Origin of the sequence: Pseudomonas sp. PDM17, from assembly GCF_014851985.1 — a bacterium.
Taxonomy (GTDB): domain Bacteria; phylum Pseudomonadota; class Gammaproteobacteria; order Pseudomonadales; family Pseudomonadaceae; genus Pseudomonas.
In genome coordinates, this window is sequence record NZ_JACVAT010000001.1 from 62,940 (window position 1) to 85,462 (window position 22,523).

Here is a 22,523-nt window from a genome sequence, read left to right on the forward strand (position 1 = left end):
CCTCAGAGTTCGCCGCGCAGGCGGTAGATGCACAGGTTGTTGTCGCACTGGCCGCTGGGGTCGTTCCACGCCAACTGGATCAGCACGGCGGAGCTGGCGTCGTTGCTGCACTCGCCATCGGACTGGCTGGGGCAGATGGTGAAGCTGGCGCTGAGGATCGAGCTGGTCACCGGCAGCGTCGCCTGCACCGCTTGCAGCCAGCATGCGAGATCGGCTTTCGCCACGTCGGAGCCGCCATTACCGCGCTCGCGGGTGGCGCAATCGCTGCGCGAAGCGGTGGCGAAGGCCGTGCCGGCGACCTTGTAGTAGGCCGAGCTGCTGCTGAATTGATGGGTGGTGCTCAAGGCATCCTTGGGGTTGCTGCGCATCTGCTCCAGCAACTGTTGGGCGAGCATGATTGCCTCGTTGCGCTGCACCGCATCCTGCGTGTAACGCAGGCTCTTGCCCTGGAGTGCCGCCATGCCCAGTGCGCCGACGCTGACCAGCAGCAGGCTGATCAGCACTTCCAGCAGGCTGAAACCTCGGTGGGCGCGTCTCATGACGAGCACTCCGTGGTGGTGCTGGTGATCTGTCCGCTGCTGGAGATGCTCAGCAGACGGCCGCTGCTGCCGCTGCTGGGGCACAGACGGATGCTCTGTGCAGCGCCATTGAGCGTACCGGCGGCGCGGAAGGTCAGACTGCTGGCGCTGCCGGTCGCGGTCACCGCGCTGCCGCCGTTGATGCCCTCGCTGCCATACTGGCGCAGGGTTTCGCTGCTGGTGGCGACACTCAGCGCACCGACCCAGTTGCCGCTGCTGGCGGTGATCGTCACCGCGCTGGCGCGGGTGATGGCTTCGCTGCGCGCGTACTGCAGCAGGTGGGCCAGTTCGCCGCTGGCGGCATCGACTTTACTGCGTTGGATCAGGTCGCCGAACATCGGCGCGGCCAGTGTCGAGAGGATGGCCAGGACGGCCAGGGTGACCATCAGTTCGACCAGGGTGAAGCCTGGGCTTGGGGTGTTTGCCGGCATGGCGGGTTCCGACGTTGGGCCGGAGATCCCCGGCGAATGGCGCGCAGGGATACGCGATGCGTGTTTGGGGAATTTAGAGGTTGTGTATCAACGCCGAGATAAAGGAGCGGACGGTCGAAATGTGCGTATGAATGGTCTGTCGGAAGTCTGCTCAGATGACGAACTGGCGCGCCGATCCTGCAGGTGGGCCTCGTCCTGCAAGGCAGCTCCGGATGTCTCGGTGGCGGAGCTGCTCAAAGAAAAGGCCCCGCAAGTGCGGGGCCTTTTTGTTCAGTGCGCCGTGGCCGGTGCGGGGGATTCGGCCGGCTTCTTGTCCGGCTTGGCCAGCAGCGTGTAGACGCAGGGCAGCACGAACAGGGTGAACAGCGTGCCGACGCTCATACCGGTGGCGATCACCACGCCGATGTCGAAGCGGCTCACCGCGCCTGCCCCGGTGGCGAGCAGCAGCGGGATCACGCCGAGCACCATGGCAGCGGTGGTCATCAGCACTGGACGCAGGCGGATTGCCGCGGCTTCCTCCACCGCCTCGCGCACCGACAGCCCGCGCTCATGGCGCAGCTGGTTGGCGAACTCGACGATGAGGATGCCGTGCTTGCTGATCAGCCCGATCAGCGTCACCAGCCCCACCTGGGTGTAGATGTTCAGGCTCGACAGACCGAGGAACAGTGGGATCAGCGCGCCGCAGATCGACAGCGGCACGGTGACCATGATCACCAGTGGATCGCGGAAGCTCTCGAACTGAGCCGCCAGCACCAGGAAGATCACCGCCAGCGCCAGGGCGAAGGTAATCATCAATGCGCTGCCTTCCTGCACGAACTGCCGTGAGGCGCCGGCGTAGTCGAAGGAGAAGCCGCGCGGTGATTCCTGCTCGGCGATGCTGCGCACGGTGTCGATGGCTTCGCCCATGCTGACCATCGGCACGCCGGAGATGATCGCCGAGTTCAGCTGCTGGAACTGGTTGAGCTGGCGCGGGCGCGCGCGCTCGTGGAAGGTCACCAGGGTGGACAGCGAGATCAGCTGGCCGCTCTGGCTCTTTACGTAGTAGTTGTTCAGCCAGCTCGGGTTGTCGCGGTAGGCTCGCTCGACCTGGGCGATGACTTTGTAGCTGCGCCCGTCGATGGTGAAGCGGTTGATCTCGCCTTCACCCAGCAGCGCTCCCAGTGCGATGCCCAGATCCTGCATGGACACGCCCATCTGCGCGGCCTTGGCGCGGTCGATATCGACCACCAGTTCGGGCTTGTCGAAGGCCAGGTCGAGGTCGAGGAAGGCGAACTTGCCCGACTCTTCCGCGCGCTTCTTCACCCGCTCGGCTACCTGCAGCAGGGACTGGTAGTCGCTGGCGGTGTTGATCACGAACTGGAATGGCAGGCCCTCGCCTGTGCCCGGCAGCGACGGCAGGTTGAAGCCAAAGATCTGCAGGCCGGGGATCTTGTCCAGCTCGCCCTGCACCGCGTGCAGCAGTTCCATCTGGCTGCGCTGGCGCTCGTCCCAGGGCTTGAGCAGCATGCCGCCGATGCCGGTCTGCACGCCGTTGTAGCCGTTGATCTGGAACGCGGAATAATACTCGGGGAACTTGCGGAAGATGCCCTCGAACTCGGCGGTGTACTTCGACAGGTAGTCGAGGTTCGCCGTCTGCGGCGCGTTGGCCATGATGAAGACGATGCCCTGGTCTTCCTCCGGTGCCAGTTCCTTGTGGGTGAACATCATCAGCAGTGGGATGATTGCCAGCACCAGCAGCGCGAAGACGATCACCACCGGGCGGCTGTTCAGCGTGCCGTGCAGGGCGCGCTGGTAGCGCTGCTTGAGGCCCTCGAAAATCAGGTCCAGGCGATGGGCCAGGCCGCTGGGGTTCTCGTCGTGGCGCAGCAGGCGCGAGCACATCATAGGCGACAGCGTCAGCGCGACGATGCCGGAGATAATCACCGCGCCGGCCAGGGTGAAGGCGAACTCCTTGAACAGTGCGCCGGTGAGGCCGCTGAGGAAACCGATGGGCGCGTACACGGCGGCCAGGGTGATGGTCATGGTCACCACCGGCACGGCGATTTCCCGTGCGCCCTCGATGGCGCCCTGGAACGGCGATTTGCCCTCCTCGATGTGACGGTGGATGTTCTCCACCACCACGATGGCGTCGTCCACCACCAGGCCGATGGCGAGCACCATGGCCAGCAGCGTCAGCAGGTTGATCGAGTAGCCCATCACCTGCATGAAGAACAGCACGCCGATCATCGACAGCGGGATGGTCACCACCGGGATGATCACCGAGCGGAATGCGCCGAGGAACAGGAACACCACCACGATGACGATCAGGATCGCCTCGCCCAGGGTCTTCACCACTTCGTCGATGGAGGCCTGGATGAAGCGCGTGGCGTCGTAGGCGATGGACACCTGCAGGCCCGGCGGCAGCTGCTCTTCCAGCTCCGGCATCTTGGCGCGGACTTCCTTGATCACGTCCAGCGGGTTGGAGCTGGGCGTGCCCTTGATGCCGATGTACACCGACGGGATGCCGTTGAACGAGCTGACCGCGTCGTAGCTCGCCGCACCCAGTTCGATGCGCGCCACGTCGCCCATCAGCACGCGGCGGTCGCCAGCGGTCTTCAGCGGAATGGCGGCGAAGGCTTCCGGGGATTTCAGGTCGGTGGAGGCGTTCACCGAGGTGACCACCATTTCGCCCTTCACCTCGCCGGCGGCGGAGAGGAAGTTGTACTGGCGCACCGCGTCGGCCACGTCACCGGCGGTGATGCCGTAGGCGGCCATCTTCACCGGGTCCAGCCACAGGCGCATGGCGAACACCTGGTTGCCGAGGATCTCGGCTTCGGAGATGCCCGGCAGGGTGGCGAGCTTGGGCTGGATCACCCGCGACAGGTAGTCGGTGATCTGCGGGTTGTTCATCTGCTCGCTGAAGAAACTGATGTACATCAGCGCCGAGGCGTCGGCGGCTTCCTTGTCCAGTACCGGGTCTTCCGCATCGGGCGGCAGCTGGGTCTTCACCTCGCCGATCTTCGACAACAGCTCGGTGACCAGGCGATCGGAGTTGGCGCCGATGTGCGCGTAGATCGAGATCACCGAGTAGTTCTGCCGGCTCACCGAGGTCATGTAGTCGATGCCTTCGGCGCTGGCGAGGCTCTGCTGCAGCGGCTGGGTGATGTAGCCCTGGATGGTTTCGGCGTTGGCGCCGGCATAGAAGGTGGTGACGGTGATCAGCGCGTTTTCCATCTGCGGATATTCGCGGATCACCAGCTTGCTGAAGGCCTGCATGCCGAGCAGGACGATCAGCAGGCTGACCACGGTCGCCAGCACCGGGCGACGAATGAATGGATCGGTAAACATGCTCTCAATCCCTTGTTGCGGGCGCCGGCCGCTGTGCGGCGGGGCCTGTGGGCGCGCACTGAACCAGCGGCGCGCCGCCTGTGCGTTACTGCGGGTCCTTGACGATGGCCACGGCGGTACCGTTGTCCAGCTTGAGCTGGCCGGAGGTCACCACTTCTTCGCCGGCCTTCAGGCCCTCGAGGATCACCACGCTGCCTTCGCGGCGTTCGCCGGTCTTGACGAAGCGGCGCTCGACTTCGAGCTTCTTCTGCGAAGACTCCGTGACCTTGGTCTGGCTGGTACTGGCCACGTCGGCGTCCTTGTCGTCGGCCTTGTTCTTCTGCGGCACCACCACGTACACCGAGTTGCCATACAGGGTGAAGGCCACCGCGGTCTCGGGTACCACGACGCGCGGCGCACTGTCCGGCAACTGCACTTCCAGGTTGGCGAACATGCCCGGCAGCAGCTTGCCGTCGGGGTTGGCCATGCTGGCGCGGACCAGCAGGTTGCGCGTCTGGTTGTCCACCCGCGGGCTGATGGCGTCGATCTGCGCGTCGAAGCTCTGGCCCGGATAGGCCGCCACGCGTACCACGACTTTCTGCCCGCGCTTGAGCAGCGGGAAGTCCTGCTCGGGCAGGAAGAAGTCCACCTGCAAGGTCGTCAGGTCCTGCAGGGTGACGATCTCGGTGCCGGGGGAGACGTAGTCGCCGACGTCCACCTGGCGGATGCCGATGGTGCCGGAGAAGGGCGCGAGGATGCGCTTCTTCGCCAGTGCCGCGCGCAGTTGCGCGACGGTGGCGGTGGAGCGGTTCAGCTGGGCGGCGAGGCGGTCGTACTCGCTCTTGGAGATGGCCTGGCGACCCACCAGGCTCTTGCCACGCTCGTACTCGACCTGGGCCAGGCCGAGGTCCGCCTCGGCGGTGCGCAGGGTGGCCTGCTCGACATCGGATTCGAGCTGCACCACCGGCTGGCCAACCTTGACCTTGTCGCCGGAGACGAACTGCACCGCGCTGACCGTGCCGGAAACCTCGGCAGTCAGGGTTACGCCCTGGATGGCGCGCAGGGTGCCGATGGCCTGCAGGCGGCTCTGCCAGTCGCGTTGTTCGGCTTGGGCGGCGTTCACGCTCACCGGCGGACGCGGCGCCGAGAACATGGCGATCTGTTTCTTGATGGAGAGGTATTTCGAGCCGGCGAGCACCGCAACGATGACGGCAACTACGCCCAGCATGATCAGCATGCGGCGCAACATCTTCCTGTTCCTTGGTACGTGCCTGGCAGCAATCGGGCGCGATCGCTCGCCCACAAATTGCCGGGCGGCCTTCCGTTCGCGCAGATGTCGATCAGGCGTTGAAGCCGATACGTGGGACGCCCCATTGCGGGGCGGAATTGCGCACCTTATGCCTGAATGCACGGCGAGTCAAAGGGCTGCGATTACAAGAGGTTTCCCACGAAAAGTAAGGTTGTTTGCGGAAGATGTGCGCTGGATCGGTGCGACGGAATCTGCTGGAGGGGGAGCCACGTCCGTGTGGCTGAGAAGGATCAGGCGCTGAGCTTGCGAGTGACATCCGCCAGCTCGCCGGAGAGACCATGCAAGTGACGGCTGGCGCCCTGGGTGCGCACCACGTTCTCCTCGTTGGTGGCGCCGATGGCGGTGATCTCGGTGAGGTTGCGCGAGATGTCCTCGGCGACCGAGGTCTGCTCCTCGGCGGCGGTGGCGATCTGGCGGTTCATGTCGCGGATGGCTTCCACGGCGTGGGTGATGCTGCGCAGCACTTCGCCGGCCTGGGTGACGCGCTCCACGCCCTGTTCGCTACGGGTCTGGCCGCTCTCGATGGCGCGCAGGGCGTTGACCGAGCCGGTCTGCACGGTGTCGATGATCTGGTGGATCTCGGCGGTGGACTCGGCGGTGCGCTGGGCCAGGGTGCGGACCTCGTCGGCGACCACGGCGAAACCACGGCCGGCTTCACCGGCACGGGCGGCCTCGATGGCGGCGTTGAGGGCCAGCAGGTTGGTCTGGTCGGCGATGCCGCGGATCACTTCGAGCACCTTGCCGATGCGTCCGCTGTCGCTTTCCAGGCGGCGGATGACTTCGGCAGTGTTGGCGATCTCGTTGCTCATCTCGGTGATGGTGACGATGGTGGTCTTCATCACTTCGCCGCCTTCCTGGGCGTGCTGGTCGGCATCGTCGGCGGCGCGGGCGGCGTCGGAGGCGTGTCGGGCGACTTCCTGGGCGGTGGCGGACATCTCGTGCATCGCCGTGGCCACCTGATCGGTGCGCGAGAACTGCTCGCGGGTACCTTCGGCCATCAGGGTGGCGATGGCGTTCAGTTCGCCGCTGGCGGTGTCCAGTTCGGTGGTGCTGTGTTTCAGGCGGGTGAAGGTCTCGGCCAGGAAGTCGCGCAGGGTATTGGCAGCGCGGGCCAGGCGGCCCAGTTCATCGCGGCGGCTGGCGTCGACGCGCTCGCCGAAGTTGCCTTCGCTGAGCTGGGCGATGTGTTCGATCAGGCGGGCGATCGGGCCGATCAGGTTGCGGTTGACCAGCCACAGGCTCAGCAGGCCTAGCGCGAGGCCGGAGATCAGCAGGATCAGGCTGCCGCTGATGACGGTGCTGTGGGCGCTGGCGGAGATGTTCCCGGCTTCTTCCTGGGCATCGCGGTGCAGGCTGTCCACCAGGGCGGCCATCTGCTCGCTGGCGGCGCGGTCGATGCCTTTCACCGCGGCGTCACCGGCGCGCGGGTCGCTGCCGGCGGCGAGGTAGGCGTCGCGTCCCTTGCGGTAGGCCTGGCCGAGCTGGCGGTGTTCGTCGCGCAGGCGGCTGACCTGGGCCTTGAGCTGCGGCTCGTCGGCGGCGTTCTGCTCCAGGCGACCGAGCACCTCCTGCACGGCGCGTTCCTGGTCCTCGAACTGGCCCCAGTACTTGGTCAGGTCAGCCGGCTGCTGGCCGCGCAGCAGGACGTTCTTCCATTCCTGCACCTGGACCTTGAAGGCCAGGTTCGCCTGGTCGACCAGTTGCGAGGACTGCAGCGGGCCGTCCAGCAGGCGCTGGTAGGCGCCGACGCTGCCGGAGAGGAAGTGGAAGCAGGCGAGGGCGATCAGCAGCACGAGCAGCAGGCTGCCGCCCAGCAGCGAAAGGATCTGGGTACGCAAGGAAGTGTTGGGGGACATCGGGTTTACGCCTCTAAGACGCAGGGTGGGAATCGGTCAGCCTTTGCATCGGCCGCGTGGCGGTCTTCCTGAGGTCAGGGAGACGAGTGGTAGGGGGTTTAGGTGCTCTGGGACGGGCGTTCTGGCTTGATGCCATGGGGCTCCTACGACAACCCAGGCGACGGAGCTGACCTGCAGGAGCGCGCCATGCGCGCGATCGCGGGCATGGCCCGCTCCTACAAGGGAATGCCGGCGTTCGCCGATCCTGTTCAGGCCAGGTGCAGATGGTTGTCCCAGAACGCCGCGGGCAGCTCCAGCGGCGTGCCGGCAATGCGTTCGCTGCGGCAGTCGTAGACGCGGCAGCGGCCCTGGCCGGAGGTGACGACGAAGCCGTCCTTCACCGCGCCGACGCCGGCGCAATCGGGCAGCGGCGCGTCCAGCCGCACGGCGCCAGTATCCAGGTCCCAGATGAAGAAGCGGTTACCACGTGGGGCGGTCAGGGCGACCAGGCGCAGCTCGTCGTGGACGGCGACGCTGGCGGTGTACTGGGTCATCGCCTGGCGTTGCTCGTCGGCCAGCGGGAAGGCCTGGAAGGCTTCGCCGGGGCGCTTGATGGCGAGCAGGTCGGCGCGGTCGTGGGAGTCGCCCATGTACTGCTGGCCGGCGACTATGGTGCCGTCCGCGACAATCGCCAGGTGGCGCACGCTGTTCATCTGCTGTGGCAGGGTTTCCTTGGAGATCAGCGCGCCGTCGCGCTGCATCAGCACCAGGCTCGGCTCCATGGCGTCGAGGTTCATCTCCACGCGGCTTTCGGCTTCGGTGCGGATACCGCCGTTGGCCACCACCAGGGTCTCGCCATCGGGCATCCAGGACACCTGGTGTGGGCCTAGGCCGTGGGTGGAAACCTCGCCGGTGTGGCTCAGGCGCTCACCGTCGAAGCGGTACACGCCGAGCAGGCCGCGGCCCGGATCGGTGGTGTCGTTCTCGGTGGCGTAGAGCCATTCGCCGTTCTTGTGCCACACACCGTGACCGTAGAAGTGGCGGTCGACCTGCGAATCGAGAGTCTGCAGCAGGCGGCCGTCGTTCAGGTCGATCAGGTAGCTCTGGCGGCCCGGCCGGCGGGCGACGAACAGCGCCAGCGGCAGGCTGGGGTGCTGCACCACGTCGTGGCAGCGCAGGCCGACCTCGGTGGCGAAGGCGCAGCTGCCGTCCAGGCGATAGCCCACGGCGTAGTGCTTGCCATCCGCGTCGTCACGGGCGGACAGCACCAGGGGCTCCTTGCCCTTGCGTGACAGCGTCCAGCCGCCGAAGGTCAGGGCGCCGAGCAGCAGGCTGCCCAGGCCGATCACGTGACGTCGCAACATGGCTTGCACCTCGTTCGCTCTGTATCAGTCGCCGTCGTTGGCGTTGAACCCCAGCTGCACGCCGAGCGCTTTCGCCAGATCACCCTCGTGCAGGCGATGGACAACGTTCAGGCTGTCATACAGCTCGTTCAACTGCTTGAGGCCGGCTTCGTTCTTGAGCAGCTCGCTGAGTGGCTGGTTGATCGCCTTCAGCTTGCCGTGGACGTCGGCGTAGGCCGCGTCGATCTTGCCGGCCAGCTCTTTCTGTTCGGCCGGCAGCAGGGCGCGCAGGCCCTTCTTGTCGGTGCCGTCCCACAGCGCCTGGGCGCCGGTCAGGCTGGAATCAAGGCTCGCGAGCGACATGTCGCTGCGCCAGCCTTCGGCCTGGAACGGCTGTGGGATGCCCTTGCTCTGGCGGCCCAGCGGGGTGCCGAGTTTCTTCTTCAGCATGTCCAGCGCGGTGACCTGTACCCGCAGCAGCTCGGCGATGGCTTCGTGGGCATCGGCGTAGCGCTCGTTGGGGAACTTGGAGAGCTGGGCGAGCATGCCGCCGTCCTTCTTCCACTGCGCCAGGATGCTCTCCGCCAGCGCCTGCTGGTGTTCGCCGATGGCTTCCAGCAGCGGGCAGTAGCGCGCCTTGGTCTCGGCGTTGGCGAGGTCGATCCTGGCGTCATAGAGAATGTATTCGTAGGCGGTCAGGCCCTGCACCACGACGCTGGATTTATCCAGGGTCGCCGGGGAAATCGCGTTGCCGCTGTTGAGCAGTTGCTCGACCTGGCGCGCCACGAGGTTCTTCTTGTCCGGCCAGAACTGTACCTGCCAGGAGCGGTTGCCCTCGGCCAGCGGACCGACCAGCAGCGGCTGCAGCTCGGCCCAGGCCTTCTGCGCGACCATGAAGTCGGCGCGGGCCTTGGTCAGATCTTCCTTGCCCTGGCAGTAGGCCAGGGCGCTGGCGGCCAGCGCGCGGTCGGCGTCGACCCAGCGGCTGTAGGTCGGCAGGATCACCTGCTGGGCCAGCGTGGCGCTGGTGGTGGCCTGCGGGTCGGTGGGCGAGCAGGCGCCCAGGGCGATGGCAAGGCTGGTGATCAGCAGTCGGGGGCGGAACATGGTGGGCTCGGCTCCTTAGAGTGAGTTCAGGAACGCCAGCAGGGCATCGCGCTGCCCGGCGTCGAAATTCAGTACGCGTTGCTTGGCCGCTTCGGCTTCGCCGCCATGCCAGAGCACGGCTTCGAGCAGGTTGCGGGCGCGGCCGTCATGCAGGAACTGGGTGTGGCCGTTGACCGTCTCGGTCAGGCCGATGCCCCACAGCGGCGCCGTGCGCCAGTCGCGGCCGCTGGCAAGAAATTCCGGGCGATTGTCCGCTAGTCCCTCGCCCATGTCATGCAGCAACAGGTCGCTGTAGGGGCGGATGACCTGGTTGGCCAGTTCCGGCTCGGCGGCATTGGCGCCGGTGGTGAACTTGGGCGTGTGGCAGCTGGCGCAGCCGGAATCGAAGAACAGGCCCTTGCCGGTGAGCACCTGCGGGTCGTCGACCTTGCGCCGCGCCGGCACCGCGAGGTTGCGGGCGTAGAAGGCGACCTGGTTGAAGATGTGCTGGCTGACTTCCGGCTTGCCGCCGTCGATGGCGTTCAGGCAGTCGACCTGGGCTTTTGTGCAGTCATCGCTGGGCAGCAGGTCGCTGGTCAGGCCCATGTCGCCTGAGAAGGCGTGGGCGTTCTGCTGGGCGACGTTGGGTTGCCCGGCCTTCCAGCCGAAGCGGCCGAGGACGGTGGCCTGTTTCTCGTCGTCCCAGACCCGGTTCGGCCGACCGTTGATGCCGTCGCTGCCCTTGGCCTGGAGCTCGGCGTTGGCGAGGATGTCCGCCTCGCTGATGGACTCCAGCAGGCCCAGGCCGATCATCGGCGGGGCGATGCGGGCGGAGAACATCGTGTCCTGGTGCATCGGGCCGTAACCCAGGTCGCTGATCAGCAGCTTGGGCTTGCGCAACTCGACCACGGTGCCGTCCTTGAAGCTCACCTTCACCGGCTCGTAGTCCACCCGCACCTTGCCCTCGGGCGCGACGCCTGGGATGGCCGAGTCCTGGAACTGGCCGCCGTACACCGGCTCGGGCACCACGCCCAGGCGCTTGATGGTTTCGACGTCGGCGGCGCCGGCGGGGATCGACAGGCGCACCAGCATCGACACGGCGTTGACGTCGTTGATCTCCGGCGGATGGCCGCGACCGTCCTTGATGTGGCAGTTCTGGCAGGCGTTGGTGTTGAACAGCGGGCCGAGGCCGTCGCGCGCGGTGGTGGTGGTCGGCGCGATCACCCAGGGATTGCGGAAGAAGCTGTTGCCCACGGCGAAGTCCAGGCGGCGACTCGGCGTGAGGTTGCCCGAGGGCATGGAATAGGCGTTGCGATCGCTCTGTTTCACCGTGGTGGCGCCGCCAGAGAGTGCTTCGCCAGGCTCGGCCACGGCATGCTGGGAGGTCTCCGGCTTGCACGCGGCAAGGGCGAGGGCAGACAGCAGCGGCACAAGGCACAGGGCGGTACGGCGGTGGAGCATTGGCGGGGTTCCAGAGCGGTAGATGGCAGCGCGCCATGGTAGCAGGGGCGTCAAATGCAAATATGAAAAATTTGTATTTGAGAACGACATCGTTTGCCGCCCGGAAATGACAAAGCCCCGCAGTGCGGGGCTTTGCAGAGGCTTGCAGGTGGCTGCGGCGTGGAGCCGCAGCACTTTCAGCCGTCAGGACAGGCGGATCAGAACTGGTGATCGGCGTTGTCCGGCTTCAGGTCCTGCACGCCGACCGCGGTGGCGGCCTTCTCGATGGCGCCGGTCTGCTTGACCAGCGAGGCGATGGCGTCGCGGATCTTCTGCTGATCGTCCTTGTCTTCCGGAGCGATCATCTGGTCGAAATGCACACCGTCCTTCTCGGCACGGTCGACGATGACCTGCATCTTGGCTTCGGTGTTGGCCAGGTCGGCCTTCAGGTCGGTGTCGGCCTGGGCGTCAGCCTTGGCGACCAGGTCGGACAGGCTCGGGCCCTTCACGACGCTGCCGTCGGTACGCTTGTATTCGCCGGTGTAGATGTTGCGAATGCTCTTGGCGTTGAAGAACAGGGTGTTGTGGGTGTTGTCGCTGAAGCAGTCGTGCTCGTCTTCGGTGGAGTTGGCTTCCAGCGCGACCTTCATGCGCTCGCCGGCCAGTTCGCCCAGGGACAGGGAACCCATGCCGAAGAACATCTTGCGCAGGTTGTTCTCGGCGGTGTCGGCCTCGACCTTGGCGCGGTAGTTGTCGGCAACGCCGGCCTTGAAGTTGCCGTGCATTTCTTCCAGGTCGGAAACCAGCAGGTCGGTGACGGCCTTCAGGTAGGCGGCACGACGGTCGCAATGACCGTTGGTGCAGTCCTTACCCTGGGCGTAGTCGGTGTACTTGCGATCGCCTGCGCCCGGCTTGGTGCCGTTCAGGTCCTGGCCCCACAGGAGGAATTCGATAGCGTGGTAGCCAGTGGCGACGTTGGCTTCGGAACCGCCCAGTTCGTTCAGGCCCTTGAGTTTCTCGCCGGTGATTTCCTTGACGTCGATCTTGTCTTCGCCGACCTGGATCTCGGTGTTGGCGACGATGTTGGCGCTGGCGCCAGCATTGCCTTCAGCGTGCTGGTAGTCCTTGGCGACGTAATCGATCAGGCCTTCGTCCAGCGGCCAGGCGTTAACCGCGCCTTCCCAGTCGTCGATGATCGAGTTGCCGAAGCGGAAGGCTTCGCTCTGCGAGTAGGACGGGCGGGAGGCGATCCAGGCTTCGCGGGCGGCCTTCAGGGTTTCTTCGCTGGGCTTGGCGATCAGCGCATCGACGGCGGTCTGCAGGGCCTTGGCGGTGGTCAGGGCGTCGCCGTAGGTGGCTTCGGCGATGTCCAGGTAGTTCTTCACCACGGCCTTGACTGCGGCCTCGTCGACCTTGGCAGCCGCTGCCGGGGCAGTGCTCTGGGTGCTGGCAGCCGGAGCGGCGGCAGGAGCTTCGGCTTTCTTGTCATCGCCGCAGCCGGCGAGGGAAATGGCGATGGCGAGCAGGCTGGCAGTGGCCCAGGGCATACGAGTCATGACGGGTTCCTTTGCATGGATAAGAGGCGCACGTAAAAAGGACTGCGCAAGAAAATCCGCAACATAATGCGAAAGATTTGCATTTTTGAAAAGAGAGATCGGTGGCGCCGCTCGATCAAGGGGCCAGCAAGTCGCCAGCAGCGGGCAGGGGATTGGGCTTTTCGTAGGAGCGAGCTTGCTCGCGAACAGCCCCAGCGCCAGTGCCATGCGGTTCGCGAGCATGCTTGCTACGACAGGGGGATTCGGCGTGGGGGAGGAATCAATGGCGCTCGACGGAGCCGTTGGGATTGCCGCCGGCCGCTTCGGCCAGACGTCGCGCCTGCTTGAGGTAGAGCGTCAGTTCGCGCGCCGGCAGCGGCTTGCTGTAGAGGTAGCCCTGACCTTCGTGGCAGCCCTGGGCGATGATGTAAGCCTCCTGCTCGACCGTCTCCACGCCCTCGGCGATCACCTGCATCCCCAGGCTCTTGCCCAGCTGGATGATGGCGCGAACGATGGTGGCGTCATCGTCGTCCAGCAGCAGGTCCTGGACGAAGCTCTTGTCGATCTTGATCTTGTCCAGCGGCAGGCTCTTCAGGTAGCTCAGCGAGGAGTAGCCGGTGCCGAAGTCGTCGATGGCGATCAGGGCGCCTGCGCGGCGCAGGCTGAGCAGGTGCTGGGCGGCGGTGGAGATGTCCTCCATCAGGCCCGTCTCGGTGACTTCCAGCTCCAGCGAGCGCGGCGGCAGCCGGTGCATCTGCAACAGGTTGCTGACCACACGCGGCAGGGCGTTGTGGCGCAGCTGCACGGTGGACAGGTTGACCGCCAGGCGCAGGTCGTCGAAGCCCTGGTCGTGCCATTCGCGCAGTTGGCGGCAGGACTGGTCGAGCACCCATTCGCCGATACTGAAGATGCTGCCGTTCTGTTCCGCCAGCGGGATGAACAGGTCCGGCGCGACCCAGCCCTGGGTCGGGTGCTGCCAGCGCAATAGTGCTTCCACGCCGACCACGCGGTGATCGCGGTAATCCACCTGCGGCTGATACACCAGGTGCAGTTCGTTGCGTGCCAGGGCCTCGCGCAGGTCCTTCTCCAGCTCGCGACGACGACGCATCTCGCTGTCGACGCTGGCGATGTAGAACTGGTAGCGATTGCGCGAACGGCTCTTGGCCAGGGTCATGGTCTGCTCGGCTTTCTGCAGCAGCTTCTCGGTGGTCTCGCCGTCCTCGGGGAACAGCGTGATGCCGATGGTGGCGCGCAGGTGCACCAGGTGCTGGTCGAGCTCGAAGGGGGCCTCCAGGTCGTCGAGGATCTGCTGGGCCAGTTCCGCCGCTTCGTAGGGCTGTTCGATGTCGGCCTGGACCAGGGCGAACTGGTCGCCGCCCAGCCGTGCCAGGGCGCCGAGGTGCGCGCTGCGGGTGCGCAGGCGGTCGGCGAGGGCGATCAGCAACTGGTCGCCGAACTGGTAGCTGTATTGCTCGTTGATGCCCTTGAAGTCATCCAGGCCCAGGCAGAGCACGGCGACGCGGCGTTGCAGGCGCGAGGCGCCCTCGAGGATCTGGTCCAGGCGCTGTTGCAGCAGCTTGCGGTTGGGCAGGCCGGTGAGGAAGTCGTACTGGGAGATACGCAGCAGGCTGTCTTCGGCCTCCCGGCGCAGGTGGCCATTGCGCTCGATGGAGGCCAGCAGCTGGTTGGCGGTATTCACCCATAAACCCAGCTCGTCCTTCTCGTGGCCGTCGGGCATTGGCAGCTTGTGCTGGCTGGGGCGGTCCGGGTTGATGGAGGCGAGGTGCTCGATGATCTTCGACAGCGGCTTGGTCAGCAGCCAGTGGTAGACCATGAACAGCACCAGGCTCAGGGCCATGGCGCGGAGGATGCCGGAGATGAAGATGATCACCGAGGTGGCGACAAAGTCGTCGCCGTAGGGCGCGGTGTCGAGGGTGATCTTCAGGTCGCCGTAGTACTCGTTGGAACCGCCACGGCCGGCGAGGCGGATGGAGTAGTTCTGCTCGGCGCCGAGGATCGGGTCGGTCATCCAGCGGGTGCTGGAGTCCAGCAGCGGGCGGGATTTCTCCGCCAGCATGGGTTCGTCGGGGTGGCCGATGGCGGCGTAGCGCACGGCTTCGTGCTGGAACAGGCCCTCGAGGACCTGCATCGCCATGTCGCGGTCGAGGCTGTAGACGGCCTGGGTGGAGGGGTCGCGGACCATCGCCAGGATGCGCTGGGCATCGTTGTGCACGGCCTGGCGCGCCTTGTGGGCGTCATAGACGATCTGGGCACAGCTGAGTACCACCCCGACCACGAGGGCCGCGAGCAATACCATTCGCAGCAGCTTGAGGGAGAGGCTGTGCCGGGGATCCAGTTTCAAGGGCGTTCCTTGTTTCTCGCCAGGGGCGAACGACTGGGGCTGAGTATTGGCAATTGGCGCAATGACGTCAAAGGGCCATCGTTGTGTTTCGTGACTGTACCGGCCTTTCAGGTTAGCTGACACGAAGGTGTTACGCGCCCATTACGAAAAAACCCGGCGCGAGGCCGGGTTTTCGTATCAAGCAGGGTACATTCAGGCAGCGAACTGCTCGGCCACGAAGTCCCAGTTGACCAGGTTCCAGAACGCCTCGACATACTTCGGACGCAGGTTGCGGTAGTCGATGTAGTAGGCGTGTTCCCAGACGTCGCAGGTCAGCAGCGGGGTGTCGCCGCTGGTCAGCGGGCAGCCGGCACCGATGGTGCTGGCCAGGGCCAGGGAGCCGTCGGCCTTCTTCACCAGCCAGCCCCAGCCGGAGCCGAAGGTGCCGATGGAGGTCTTGCTGAACTCTTCCTTGAACTTGTCGAAGGAACCGAAGGCAGCGTTGATGGCGTCAGCCAGGGCGCCGGTGGGTTGGCCACCGCCGTTGGGGCTCAGGCAGTTCCAGTAGAAGGTGTGGTTCCACACCTGGGCGGCGTTGTTGAAGATGCCGCCGGAAGAGGTCTTGACGATGTCTTCCAGGCTCTTGCCTTCGAACTCGGTACCCGGAACCAGGTTGTTCAGGTTCACGACGTAGGTGTTGTGGTGCTTGTCGTGGTGGAATTCCAGGGTTTCCGCAGAAATGTGCGGCTCAAGGGCGTTCTTCGCGTAAGGCAGCGGCGGCAATTCGAAAGCCATGGTCTCTCTCCTATCTCACTCAGTCTGGGCTAGCGCGACGTGCGCGCGACCGGTACACGGGGCCGGTTCGATGTTTGTCGCGGCATCCGGGCGTAGCTGCAATGCGCCCCATCAAGGAGCAGGCAGCGCGCCAGTTGCGTCCGGAAGGCTCAGAGCCCGCCGGCGCCACGAAGGTCCGATCATAGCACCCGACCTGCGGCATATCCACGCAGCAACTGTAGGGGCAAAGGCCCTGCACAGCGGCTTGCGCCGGAGCGCGACGCTCACTATGCACAGACCGGGATGACGGAACGTCGTTCGAAAAGCTTCCGTTGGCGGGCCTGAGATCAGCTGGCGAACACCAGTTGCGCGGCCATGCCCAACATCATCACCGCGACCATCAGGTCCACCAGTCGCCAGGTCGCCGGCCGCGCCAGCCATGGCGCAAGCCACGCGGCGCCGAAGGCCAGGGTGAAGAACCACAGCAGCGAGGCGCTGGCCGCACCCATGGCGTAGGCGCCGGGCGCTGCCTGCTGGGCGCCGAGTGAGCCGATCAGCAGCACGGTGTCGAGGTAGACGTGGGGGTTGAGCAGGGTCACCGCCAGCGCTGCCATGAGCACGGTGCGGCGCGAGCGCGGGCCGGTTTCCTGGGCGTCGGCCATGGCTTCGGGTGCGACTGCACGACGCAGTGCCTTGAGGCCGTACCAGACCAGGAAGGTGACGCCGCCCCAACGGGCGATGGCCAGCAGCGTCGGGTTCTCCGCAAGGACCTTGGCCAGGCCGAACACCCCGGCGCTGACCAGGATGGCGTCGCACAGCACGCACAGCGCGGCCACCGACAGGTGATGCTCGCGGCGCAGGCTCTGGGCGAGGACGAAGGCGTTCTGCGCGCCGATGGCGATGATCAGGCCGGCAGCGACCAGCATGCCATTGAGGTAGCTCTGCCACATGGCTCAGGCCTCCGGATTCAGTGCGAGTGCACGGAGTGTTTCCAGCGCGCGCGGGCCGTCGGTGTGGGCGACGAACAGATGGTCGTGGTACCAGGCGGCGATTACGTTGCAACTGATCCCGGCCTTGGCCAGGGCGCCGGCCACGGCGGCGGTGAGACCGACCGCCTGCAACGCAGAGTGCACTTCCAGGGTCAGCCAGGCGGCGACGTAGTCGAAGGCCAGCTCGGCCTGCTCAGCCTCGAGGCGCGGCAGGATCAGCGTCAGCCCCTCGCTCTCGCGGAAGCTGCCCAGCGGCTGCAGGCCGATCGGGAGCTGACCGTCGGGCAGGGTGCAGAAGACGTACTCGCCGTCGTTGAGCACCGGGGTCATGTCGCGCAGCAGCGCGGCCAGGGAGGTTTCGCCAGCCATGGTGGGCAATCCATAAAGAGTGGGAATGCTGGCGATTGTCCGGCTTTGACCTGTATAAGAAAAACCAATACTGCTGATATCTCATTAGGAAAACTGATCATGTTCGACTACAAGCTGCTTGCCGCCCTGGCCGCCGTGGTGGAGCAGGGCGGTTTCGAGCGCGGCGCCCAGGTGCTAGGGCTATCGCAGTCGGCCATTTCCCAGCGCATCAAGCTGCTTGAAGCGCGGGTCGGCCAGCCGGTGCTGGTGCGCGCGGCGCGGCCGCAACCGACCGATCTCGGCCAACGCCTGCTCAACCATGTGCAGCAGGTGCGCCTGCTGGAGGGCGATCTGCAGCAGTGGGTTCCCGCACTGGATGACGGCGCGGCGCCCGAGCGCTTGCGGCTGGCTTTGAATGCCGACAGCCTGGCGACCTGGTGGGCTCATGCGGTCGGCGATTTCTGCGGCGAGCGCCACGTGCTGCTGGACCTGGTGGTCGAGGATCAGGAGGTCGGCCTCAAGCGCATGCGCGCGGGCGAGGTGGCCGGCTGTGTTTGCGCCAGTCCGCGCCCGGTGGCCGGCGGGCGCTGCGAGCCGCTGGGCGCCATGCGCTATCGCGGGCTGGCCAGCCCGGAATTCATCACCCGGCACTTCCCGAGGGGCGTGACGCCTACCGGATTGGTCCGCGCCCCGGCCATCGTTTACGGCCCGGACGATCAACTGCAGCACCGCTACCTGAAGGACCTCGGCGTCGACGGCCACTTCAGCTACCACCTGTGCCCGTCTTCCGAAGGCTTCGTGCGCATGACCAGCGGCGGCCTCGGCTGGGGCCTGGTGCCGGAGCAACAGGTGCGCGGCGAACTGGAGCGCGGCGAGCTGGTGGACATGCTGCCGGGGCAGGTGATCGACGTGCCGCTTTACTGGCACCACTGGCGCAACGGCGGCGAATTGCTCGCCGCGCTGACCCGGCACCTGCTGGCGAAGGCGCCGGGGCTCATGGTGCCGATCAACCGCGAATGACGATGCTGCCGCTGCCCGGCAATTGCTCGATGCAGCGCGCGCCGAAGAGTTTCGACGGAGTGAAGTAGCCGACCGTGTTGGGGTTGGCCAGCAGGTGGCGCACCGCGAAGAGCACACCGTGGATGGTCACGTCGTAGCCGTTGGCAGTTTCCAGTCGTGCGGTGCGGCGTTCGCCACGGGCGTTGCGTACTTCGCCCCAGACCCAGGTGCGCAGTTTGCTGCGGGCCAGTTCATTGGGGCCATGGACGCGCTTGTCCACTTGCTGCTTGAGCCAGTCCTGCACGCGGTCGCGGCCCAGCAGCGGGCGGAAGCTGTCCATCACGCGCATGCCGATGGCGGCGGCCGGCGGCACCGGCAGGTAGACCTCGATGTCGCCGATGCCGGTGGAGTAGTAGGCCGTCGCCACGTCGCCCCAGGGGATGGTCACCGCGTGCTTGAGGCCACGGCCGAAGTCTATGTCGCGGCGCTTGTAGCCCAGCGGCACGTCTCGCAGACGCCCGGCCTCGCGCACCTTGCCGCCCAGCTTGAGCCCTTCCACGGTGGTCTTGGCGGTGCCCGGCGAGAGGCCGCTTCCGCTGTCGAAGCCCAGTGCCAGGTGCGCGGCGTCGGGCATGGCTTCCTTCAGGCAGGCGGCGACGCAGTCGGTGGGGATCACGTCGAAGCCGACGCCGGGGCAGATCACCACGCCCGCCGTGCGCGCCACTTCGTCGAGGCTGTGGGCGTATTCGAAGACGGAAATCTCCCCGGTGATGTCCACGTAATGCGCACCGCTGGCGACGCACGCCTCGATCATCGGCGCGGCGGTGGCGGAGAAGGGCCCGGCGCAATTGGCGACCACGCCGACATCTTCCAGCGCGGCCAGGGCGGCGGCGCTGTCGTTCAGGTCGAACACCCGGCATTCCAGGCCCAGTGAACTGCCGAGCGCATGCAGGCTGGCCGGGTTGCGGCCGCCAAGGATCGGTTGCAGGCCCTCGCGCTGCGCCTGCTCGGCCACCAGCCGGCCGGTGTAGCCGTTGGCGCCGTAGATCATCCAGTGGGGCTTGCTCATGGTGTGGCCTCTTGAGAAAACTGCGTGCCTCAAAGGGTAGTCGCAACCACCCGCTGTATGTCGCCGATCGCAAGTCGTGCAACCCTGGCGCAGCGGCGCGGTCTGCAAGGATTCGTTTCTGGCGTGCAAGGCCAGAGTAGTACGGTGCGGCGCCTGCTAGAGTCGCCGGACTATAAGAACGGGAGTGGCGTGCATGAAGATTCTGGTCACCGGAGCCAGCGGGTTCATTGGCGGGCGTTTTGCCCGTTTTGCCCTGGAACAGGGGCTGGCGGTTCGGGTGAACGGACGCCGCGAAGAGGCGCTGCAGCCGCTGGTGGCGCGCGGCGCCGAATTCATGGCCGGCGACCTGTCGGACCCGGCGCTGGTCCGTGCGCTGTGCAGCGGCGTCGACGCCGTGGTGCATTGCGCTGGCGCGGTGGGTGTGTGGGGCAGCCAGGACTATTTCCACCAGGCCAACGTGACCATGACCGAGTCGGTGGTCGAGGCCTGCCTCAAGCAGAAGGTGCGCCGGCTGGTGCACCTGTCGTCGCCGTCGATCTACTTCGACGGCCAGTCCCACGTCGGCATCAGCGAGCAGCAGGTGCCCAAGCGCTTCGCCAACCACTACGGCTCGACCAAATACCAGTCGGAACTGGTCGCCCTCGGCGCCCAGGAATTCGGCCTGGAAGTGCTGGCGCTACGCCCGCGCTTCGTCACGGGTGCCGGCGACACCAGCATCTTCCCGCGGATGATCGCCGCGCACCGCAAGGGCCGCCTGCGCATCATCGGCCAGGGTCTGAACAAGGTGGATTTCACCAGCATCCAGAACCTCAACGACGCGCTGTTCGCCAGCCTGATGGCCGGTGAGGAGGCGCTCGGCCAGGCCTACAACATCAGCAACGGCCAGCCGCTGCCGCTGTGGGACGTGGTGAACTATGTGCTGCGCCGGCTGGACATGCAGCCGGTGGAACGGCACATGCCCTACGGGCTGGCTTATAACCTGGCGTTGCTCAACGAGGGCGTGTGCAAGGTCCTGCCCGGCCGCCCGGAACCGACCCTGCATCGCCTGGGGATGGCGGTGATGGCCAAGGACTTCTCCCTGGACATCTCCCGCGCCCGCCAGTATCTCGACTACGACCCGCAGGCGAGCCTGTGGGATGCGCTGGACGAGTTCTGCGACTGGTGGCGGTTGCGCGGGGCGTAACGGCTGGCTCCTGCACCATCTGTTACCCCGCTGCGAGGGCTTGCCCTCTCCCTAACCCTCTCCCTGAAGGGAGAGGGCGGGGGGAGAGGGAAGTTCCTGGCACAGACTTTCAGAGATAGACAGTTGCTACTACGAGAGCACGTCCAAATCTAACGTGAGGGGCGGGCGCCGCCACGCAGCGGCCCGGAGTACTGCTGGTCGCCACTGCCCTGCATTGGCAGGAAGCTCGGTTCCTGCACCACGCGGGGCAGCTTTACGCCGCTCAGCTCGCTCAGGCGTTCGCCCAGCTGGCGCGTTTCTTCCCGCGTTGAGTCGGCGCAGGCGCGCAGCATGCGCTCGATGGCGTCGCTCTGCTGGTACTGGATCTCCAGTGCCTGTTCTTCACGCAGACGGCGGCGCAGTTCGCGCATGCAATCCAGGATGGCCTTGTTGAGTTCGATCACCCGACTTCCTCCCCGCGAAGGGCGCCAAAGCGGCGCCAAGTACCTGGAGCGGGAGCAAGGGGCGTGCCACGATGTCGCAAAGCCACTATTGGCGGGTCGCCTGGGGAACTGCGACCTCCGTCACGGGTCTTCTGTGCGCCGACGAGGTGCGTGACGCCCTGTGATGGCACGCTGCTCTGAGCGTCACGCGAACGGATATACTGCGCCCTGCGCAGGCAACACGCCGCTTTATCCCCACAGGTTCATTCCATGCGTAACGACACGTTCGACGAATTCGATGATGTGCCCCACCTGTCCACTGACGCCGCCGACCGCGACGAGTTCGGTCATCACCCGCGCCGCGTGGTCGAGCCCAACGGCCGCCCGCAGCCCCAGCCGGTGAAGCGTGGTGGCGGTACCGGAGCGCTGTGGGCGCTGGTCGCGGCCATGGCCATCGCCCTGGCCGGCGTAGGCTGGTGGAGCCACCAGCAACTGCTGCTGATGGAGCAGCAACTGATCGCCACCCAGGAAAGCTTCGCCAAGATCAGCGAGGAAGCCGCCGGTCGCCTGGATGACATCCGCGGCAAGTTCGTCGCCAACGAATCCAACGGCATGACCGACCGCGAGGCGCTGAAGCTGCAGGTCAAGCAGCTGCAGGGTCGCCTGGCCGAGCAGGCCAAGGCGCAGCAGGCGTCCCTGTCGGAGTTTGACGGCGCCCAGGGCAAACGCCTGGCGCAGGTCAGCGCCGACCTCAAGTCCCAGCAGGAAAGCGCCGCGCTGCTGATGCAGCAGCTCGACGTCAAGCTCAAGTCCATCACTGATGAACAGGCCAAGCTGAAGAACGTGCAGGCTGATCTGACCGCCGCCAACCAGCAGATCCAGGCGCTGAACACCGAGATCGCCAACCTGAAGAAGCAGGGCAATCAGAGCCAGGCGATCAAGAGCCTCCAGGACGACCTGATGCTGCTGCGCGCCGAGGTCGATGGCCGTCAGGGCCAGGCCAGCAGCGATACCAAGGAGTTCGACGTGTTCCGCATCCAGGTGATGCGCAACATCAACACCCTGCAGCAGCAGATGCAGAACCTGCAGCAGCAGATCAGCACCCGCTGATTGTCCTGCCGATGAAAAGCCCCCGTGCCGACAGGTCCGGGGGCTTTTTTCTGGCCATCCCTCTTTGGGGGTAGTCACGGCAATTCTTGTCTTGAATCAGTTTCAGGGCCGGCTTCGAGGCGAATAATCGCTAACAAATGAGAGTCATTCCGATTCTCTCCTTGTTCGATCATTCGCCCCGGAGGCTTCCCATGCACGATCTTCAAGCGCAACGCCGGTACCGCATTGCCGGTTACCGGCCCGGGATCGGCGCCGCCTTCCGCCAGCGGCTGTTCTCCATGGGGCTATTGCCTGGCGCCGAATTGCAGGTGCGCCGCGTAGCGCCGCTGGGCGATCCGGTGCAGGTGGATACCCGCCAGTGCAGCCTGGTGCTGCGCCGCCGCGACCTGGCGTTCCTCCAGCTCGAAGCGCAGGACTGATCCAGC

At 65.9% G+C, this 22,523-nt stretch carries 19 protein-coding genes and 1 pseudogene; 4 read left to right on the forward strand and 16 right to left on the reverse strand.

From position 1 onward, the window contains the following. Nucleotides 1-2: 2 nt before the first annotated feature. The 14 genes and pseudogenes from pilV to IB256_RS00375 form a co-directional block, all read right to left on the reverse strand. On the reverse strand, nucleotides 3-539 hold the full coding sequence (gene pilV / locus IB256_RS00315; protein WP_192292334.1) for a type IV pilus modification protein PilV: 537 nt from the start codon (nucleotides 537-539) through the stop codon (nucleotides 3-5). Then, nucleotides 536-1,009 (reverse strand): GspH/FimT family pseudopilin, encoded by a 474-nt coding sequence (locus IB256_RS00320; protein ID WP_192292331.1) that lies wholly within the window; start codon nucleotides 1,007-1,009, stop codon nucleotides 536-538. The genes pilV and IB256_RS00320 overlap by 4 nt, the downstream gene beginning before the upstream one ends. 270 nt (nucleotides 1,010-1,279) lie before the next feature. Continuing rightward, complete coding sequence (locus IB256_RS00325; RefSeq protein WP_192400978.1) at nucleotides 1,280-4,336, reverse strand: multidrug efflux RND transporter permease subunit; 3,057 nt, start codon at nucleotides 4,334-4,336, stop codon at nucleotides 1,280-1,282. 85 nt (nucleotides 4,337-4,421) lie between these two features. After that, nucleotides 4,422-5,564 (reverse strand): efflux RND transporter periplasmic adaptor subunit, encoded by a 1,143-nt coding sequence (locus tag IB256_RS00330; protein ID WP_192400979.1) that lies wholly within the window; start codon nucleotides 5,562-5,564, stop codon nucleotides 4,422-4,424. A gap of 290 nt (nucleotides 5,565-5,854) precedes the next feature. After that, a complete protein-coding gene (locus IB256_RS30910; protein ID WP_405307215.1) occupies nucleotides 5,855-6,622 on the reverse strand; it encodes a methyl-accepting chemotaxis protein in 768 nt (255 codons plus the stop codon). Nucleotides 6,623-6,787: 165 nt separating this feature from the next. Next, nucleotides 6,788-7,480, reverse strand: a pseudogene (locus IB256_RS30915) (methyl-accepting chemotaxis protein); the annotation flags it as partial. 248 nt (nucleotides 7,481-7,728) lie between these two features. Next, on the reverse strand, nucleotides 7,729-8,823 hold the full coding sequence (locus tag IB256_RS00340) for a DUF1513 domain-containing protein (protein ID WP_192400981.1): 1,095 nt from the start codon (nucleotides 8,821-8,823) through the stop codon (nucleotides 7,729-7,731). Nucleotides 8,824-8,847: 24 nt separating this feature from the next. Next, nucleotides 8,848-9,909: an imelysin family protein gene (locus IB256_RS00345; protein ID WP_192292316.1), complete on the reverse strand. Its 1,062-nt coding sequence runs from the start codon at nucleotides 9,907-9,909 to the stop codon at nucleotides 8,848-8,850. Between the two features lie 15 nt (nucleotides 9,910-9,924). Next, complete coding sequence (locus tag IB256_RS00350) at nucleotides 9,925-11,349, reverse strand: di-heme oxidoredictase family protein (RefSeq protein WP_192292313.1); 1,425 nt, start codon at nucleotides 11,347-11,349, stop codon at nucleotides 9,925-9,927. Nucleotides 11,350-11,546: 197 nt separating this feature from the next. Further along, entirely contained in the window at nucleotides 11,547-12,884 is a 1,338-nt protein-coding gene (locus IB256_RS00355; RefSeq protein WP_081516376.1) for an imelysin family protein, read from the reverse strand. 259 nt (nucleotides 12,885-13,143) lie between these two features. After that, nucleotides 13,144-15,225 carry a putative bifunctional diguanylate cyclase/phosphodiesterase gene (locus IB256_RS00360; protein WP_081516375.1) on the reverse strand — a complete coding sequence of 694 codons (2,082 nt, stop codon included), beginning with the start codon at nucleotides 15,223-15,225 and terminating at the stop codon, nucleotides 13,144-13,146. 192 nt (nucleotides 15,226-15,417) lie between these two features. After that, nucleotides 15,418-15,999 (reverse strand): superoxide dismutase, encoded by a 582-nt coding sequence (locus tag IB256_RS00365; protein WP_045211147.1) that lies wholly within the window; start codon nucleotides 15,997-15,999, stop codon nucleotides 15,418-15,420. Between the two features lie 326 nt (nucleotides 16,000-16,325). Continuing rightward, entirely contained in the window at nucleotides 16,326-16,928 is a 603-nt protein-coding gene (locus IB256_RS00370) for a LysE/ArgO family amino acid transporter (protein ID WP_192292310.1), read from the reverse strand. 3 nt (nucleotides 16,929-16,931) lie between these two features. Next, nucleotides 16,932-17,336: an ACT domain-containing protein gene (locus tag IB256_RS00375; protein WP_192400982.1), complete on the reverse strand. Its 405-nt coding sequence runs from the start codon at nucleotides 17,334-17,336 to the stop codon at nucleotides 16,932-16,934. 93 nt (nucleotides 17,337-17,429) lie between these two features. Between IB256_RS00375 and IB256_RS00380 the strand changes: the two genes are divergently transcribed. Beyond that, on the forward strand, nucleotides 17,430-18,335 hold the full coding sequence (locus IB256_RS00380; RefSeq protein ID WP_192292563.1) for a LysR family transcriptional regulator ArgP: 906 nt from the start codon (nucleotides 17,430-17,432) through the stop codon (nucleotides 18,333-18,335). Here the strand turns inward: IB256_RS00380 and IB256_RS00385 are convergent. Further along, nucleotides 18,322-19,383: a saccharopine dehydrogenase family protein gene (locus tag IB256_RS00385; RefSeq protein ID WP_192292304.1), complete on the reverse strand. Its 1,062-nt coding sequence runs from the start codon at nucleotides 19,381-19,383 to the stop codon at nucleotides 18,322-18,324. The genes IB256_RS00380 and IB256_RS00385 overlap by 14 nt on opposite strands. A 193-nt stretch (nucleotides 19,384-19,576) precedes the next feature. Here IB256_RS00385 and IB256_RS00390 point away from each other — a divergent pair, with 193 nt between their 5' ends. Continuing rightward, nucleotides 19,577-20,566, forward strand: a complete 990-nt coding sequence (locus IB256_RS00390) for an NAD-dependent epimerase/dehydratase family protein (RefSeq protein WP_192292301.1) — start codon at nucleotides 19,577-19,579, stop codon at nucleotides 20,564-20,566. A gap of 149 nt (nucleotides 20,567-20,715) precedes the next feature. Here IB256_RS00390 and IB256_RS00395 read toward each other — a convergent pair whose 3' ends face one another. Next, nucleotides 20,716-21,006, reverse strand: coding sequence for a hypothetical protein (locus tag IB256_RS00395; protein ID WP_285887111.1), 291 nt, complete (start codon nucleotides 21,004-21,006; stop codon nucleotides 20,716-20,718). A 252-nt stretch (nucleotides 21,007-21,258) separates the two neighbouring features. Here IB256_RS00395 and IB256_RS00400 point away from each other — a divergent pair, with 252 nt between their 5' ends. Continuing rightward, nucleotides 21,259-22,098: an ATPase gene (locus IB256_RS00400; RefSeq protein ID WP_192292295.1), complete on the forward strand. Its 840-nt coding sequence runs from the start codon at nucleotides 21,259-21,261 to the stop codon at nucleotides 22,096-22,098. A 191-nt stretch (nucleotides 22,099-22,289) separates the two neighbouring features. After that, nucleotides 22,290-22,517 carry a ferrous iron transporter A gene (gene feoA / locus IB256_RS00405; RefSeq protein WP_081516367.1) on the forward strand — a complete coding sequence of 76 codons (228 nt, stop codon included), beginning with the start codon at nucleotides 22,290-22,292 and terminating at the stop codon, nucleotides 22,515-22,517. Nucleotides 22,518-22,523: the final 6 nt, after the last annotated feature.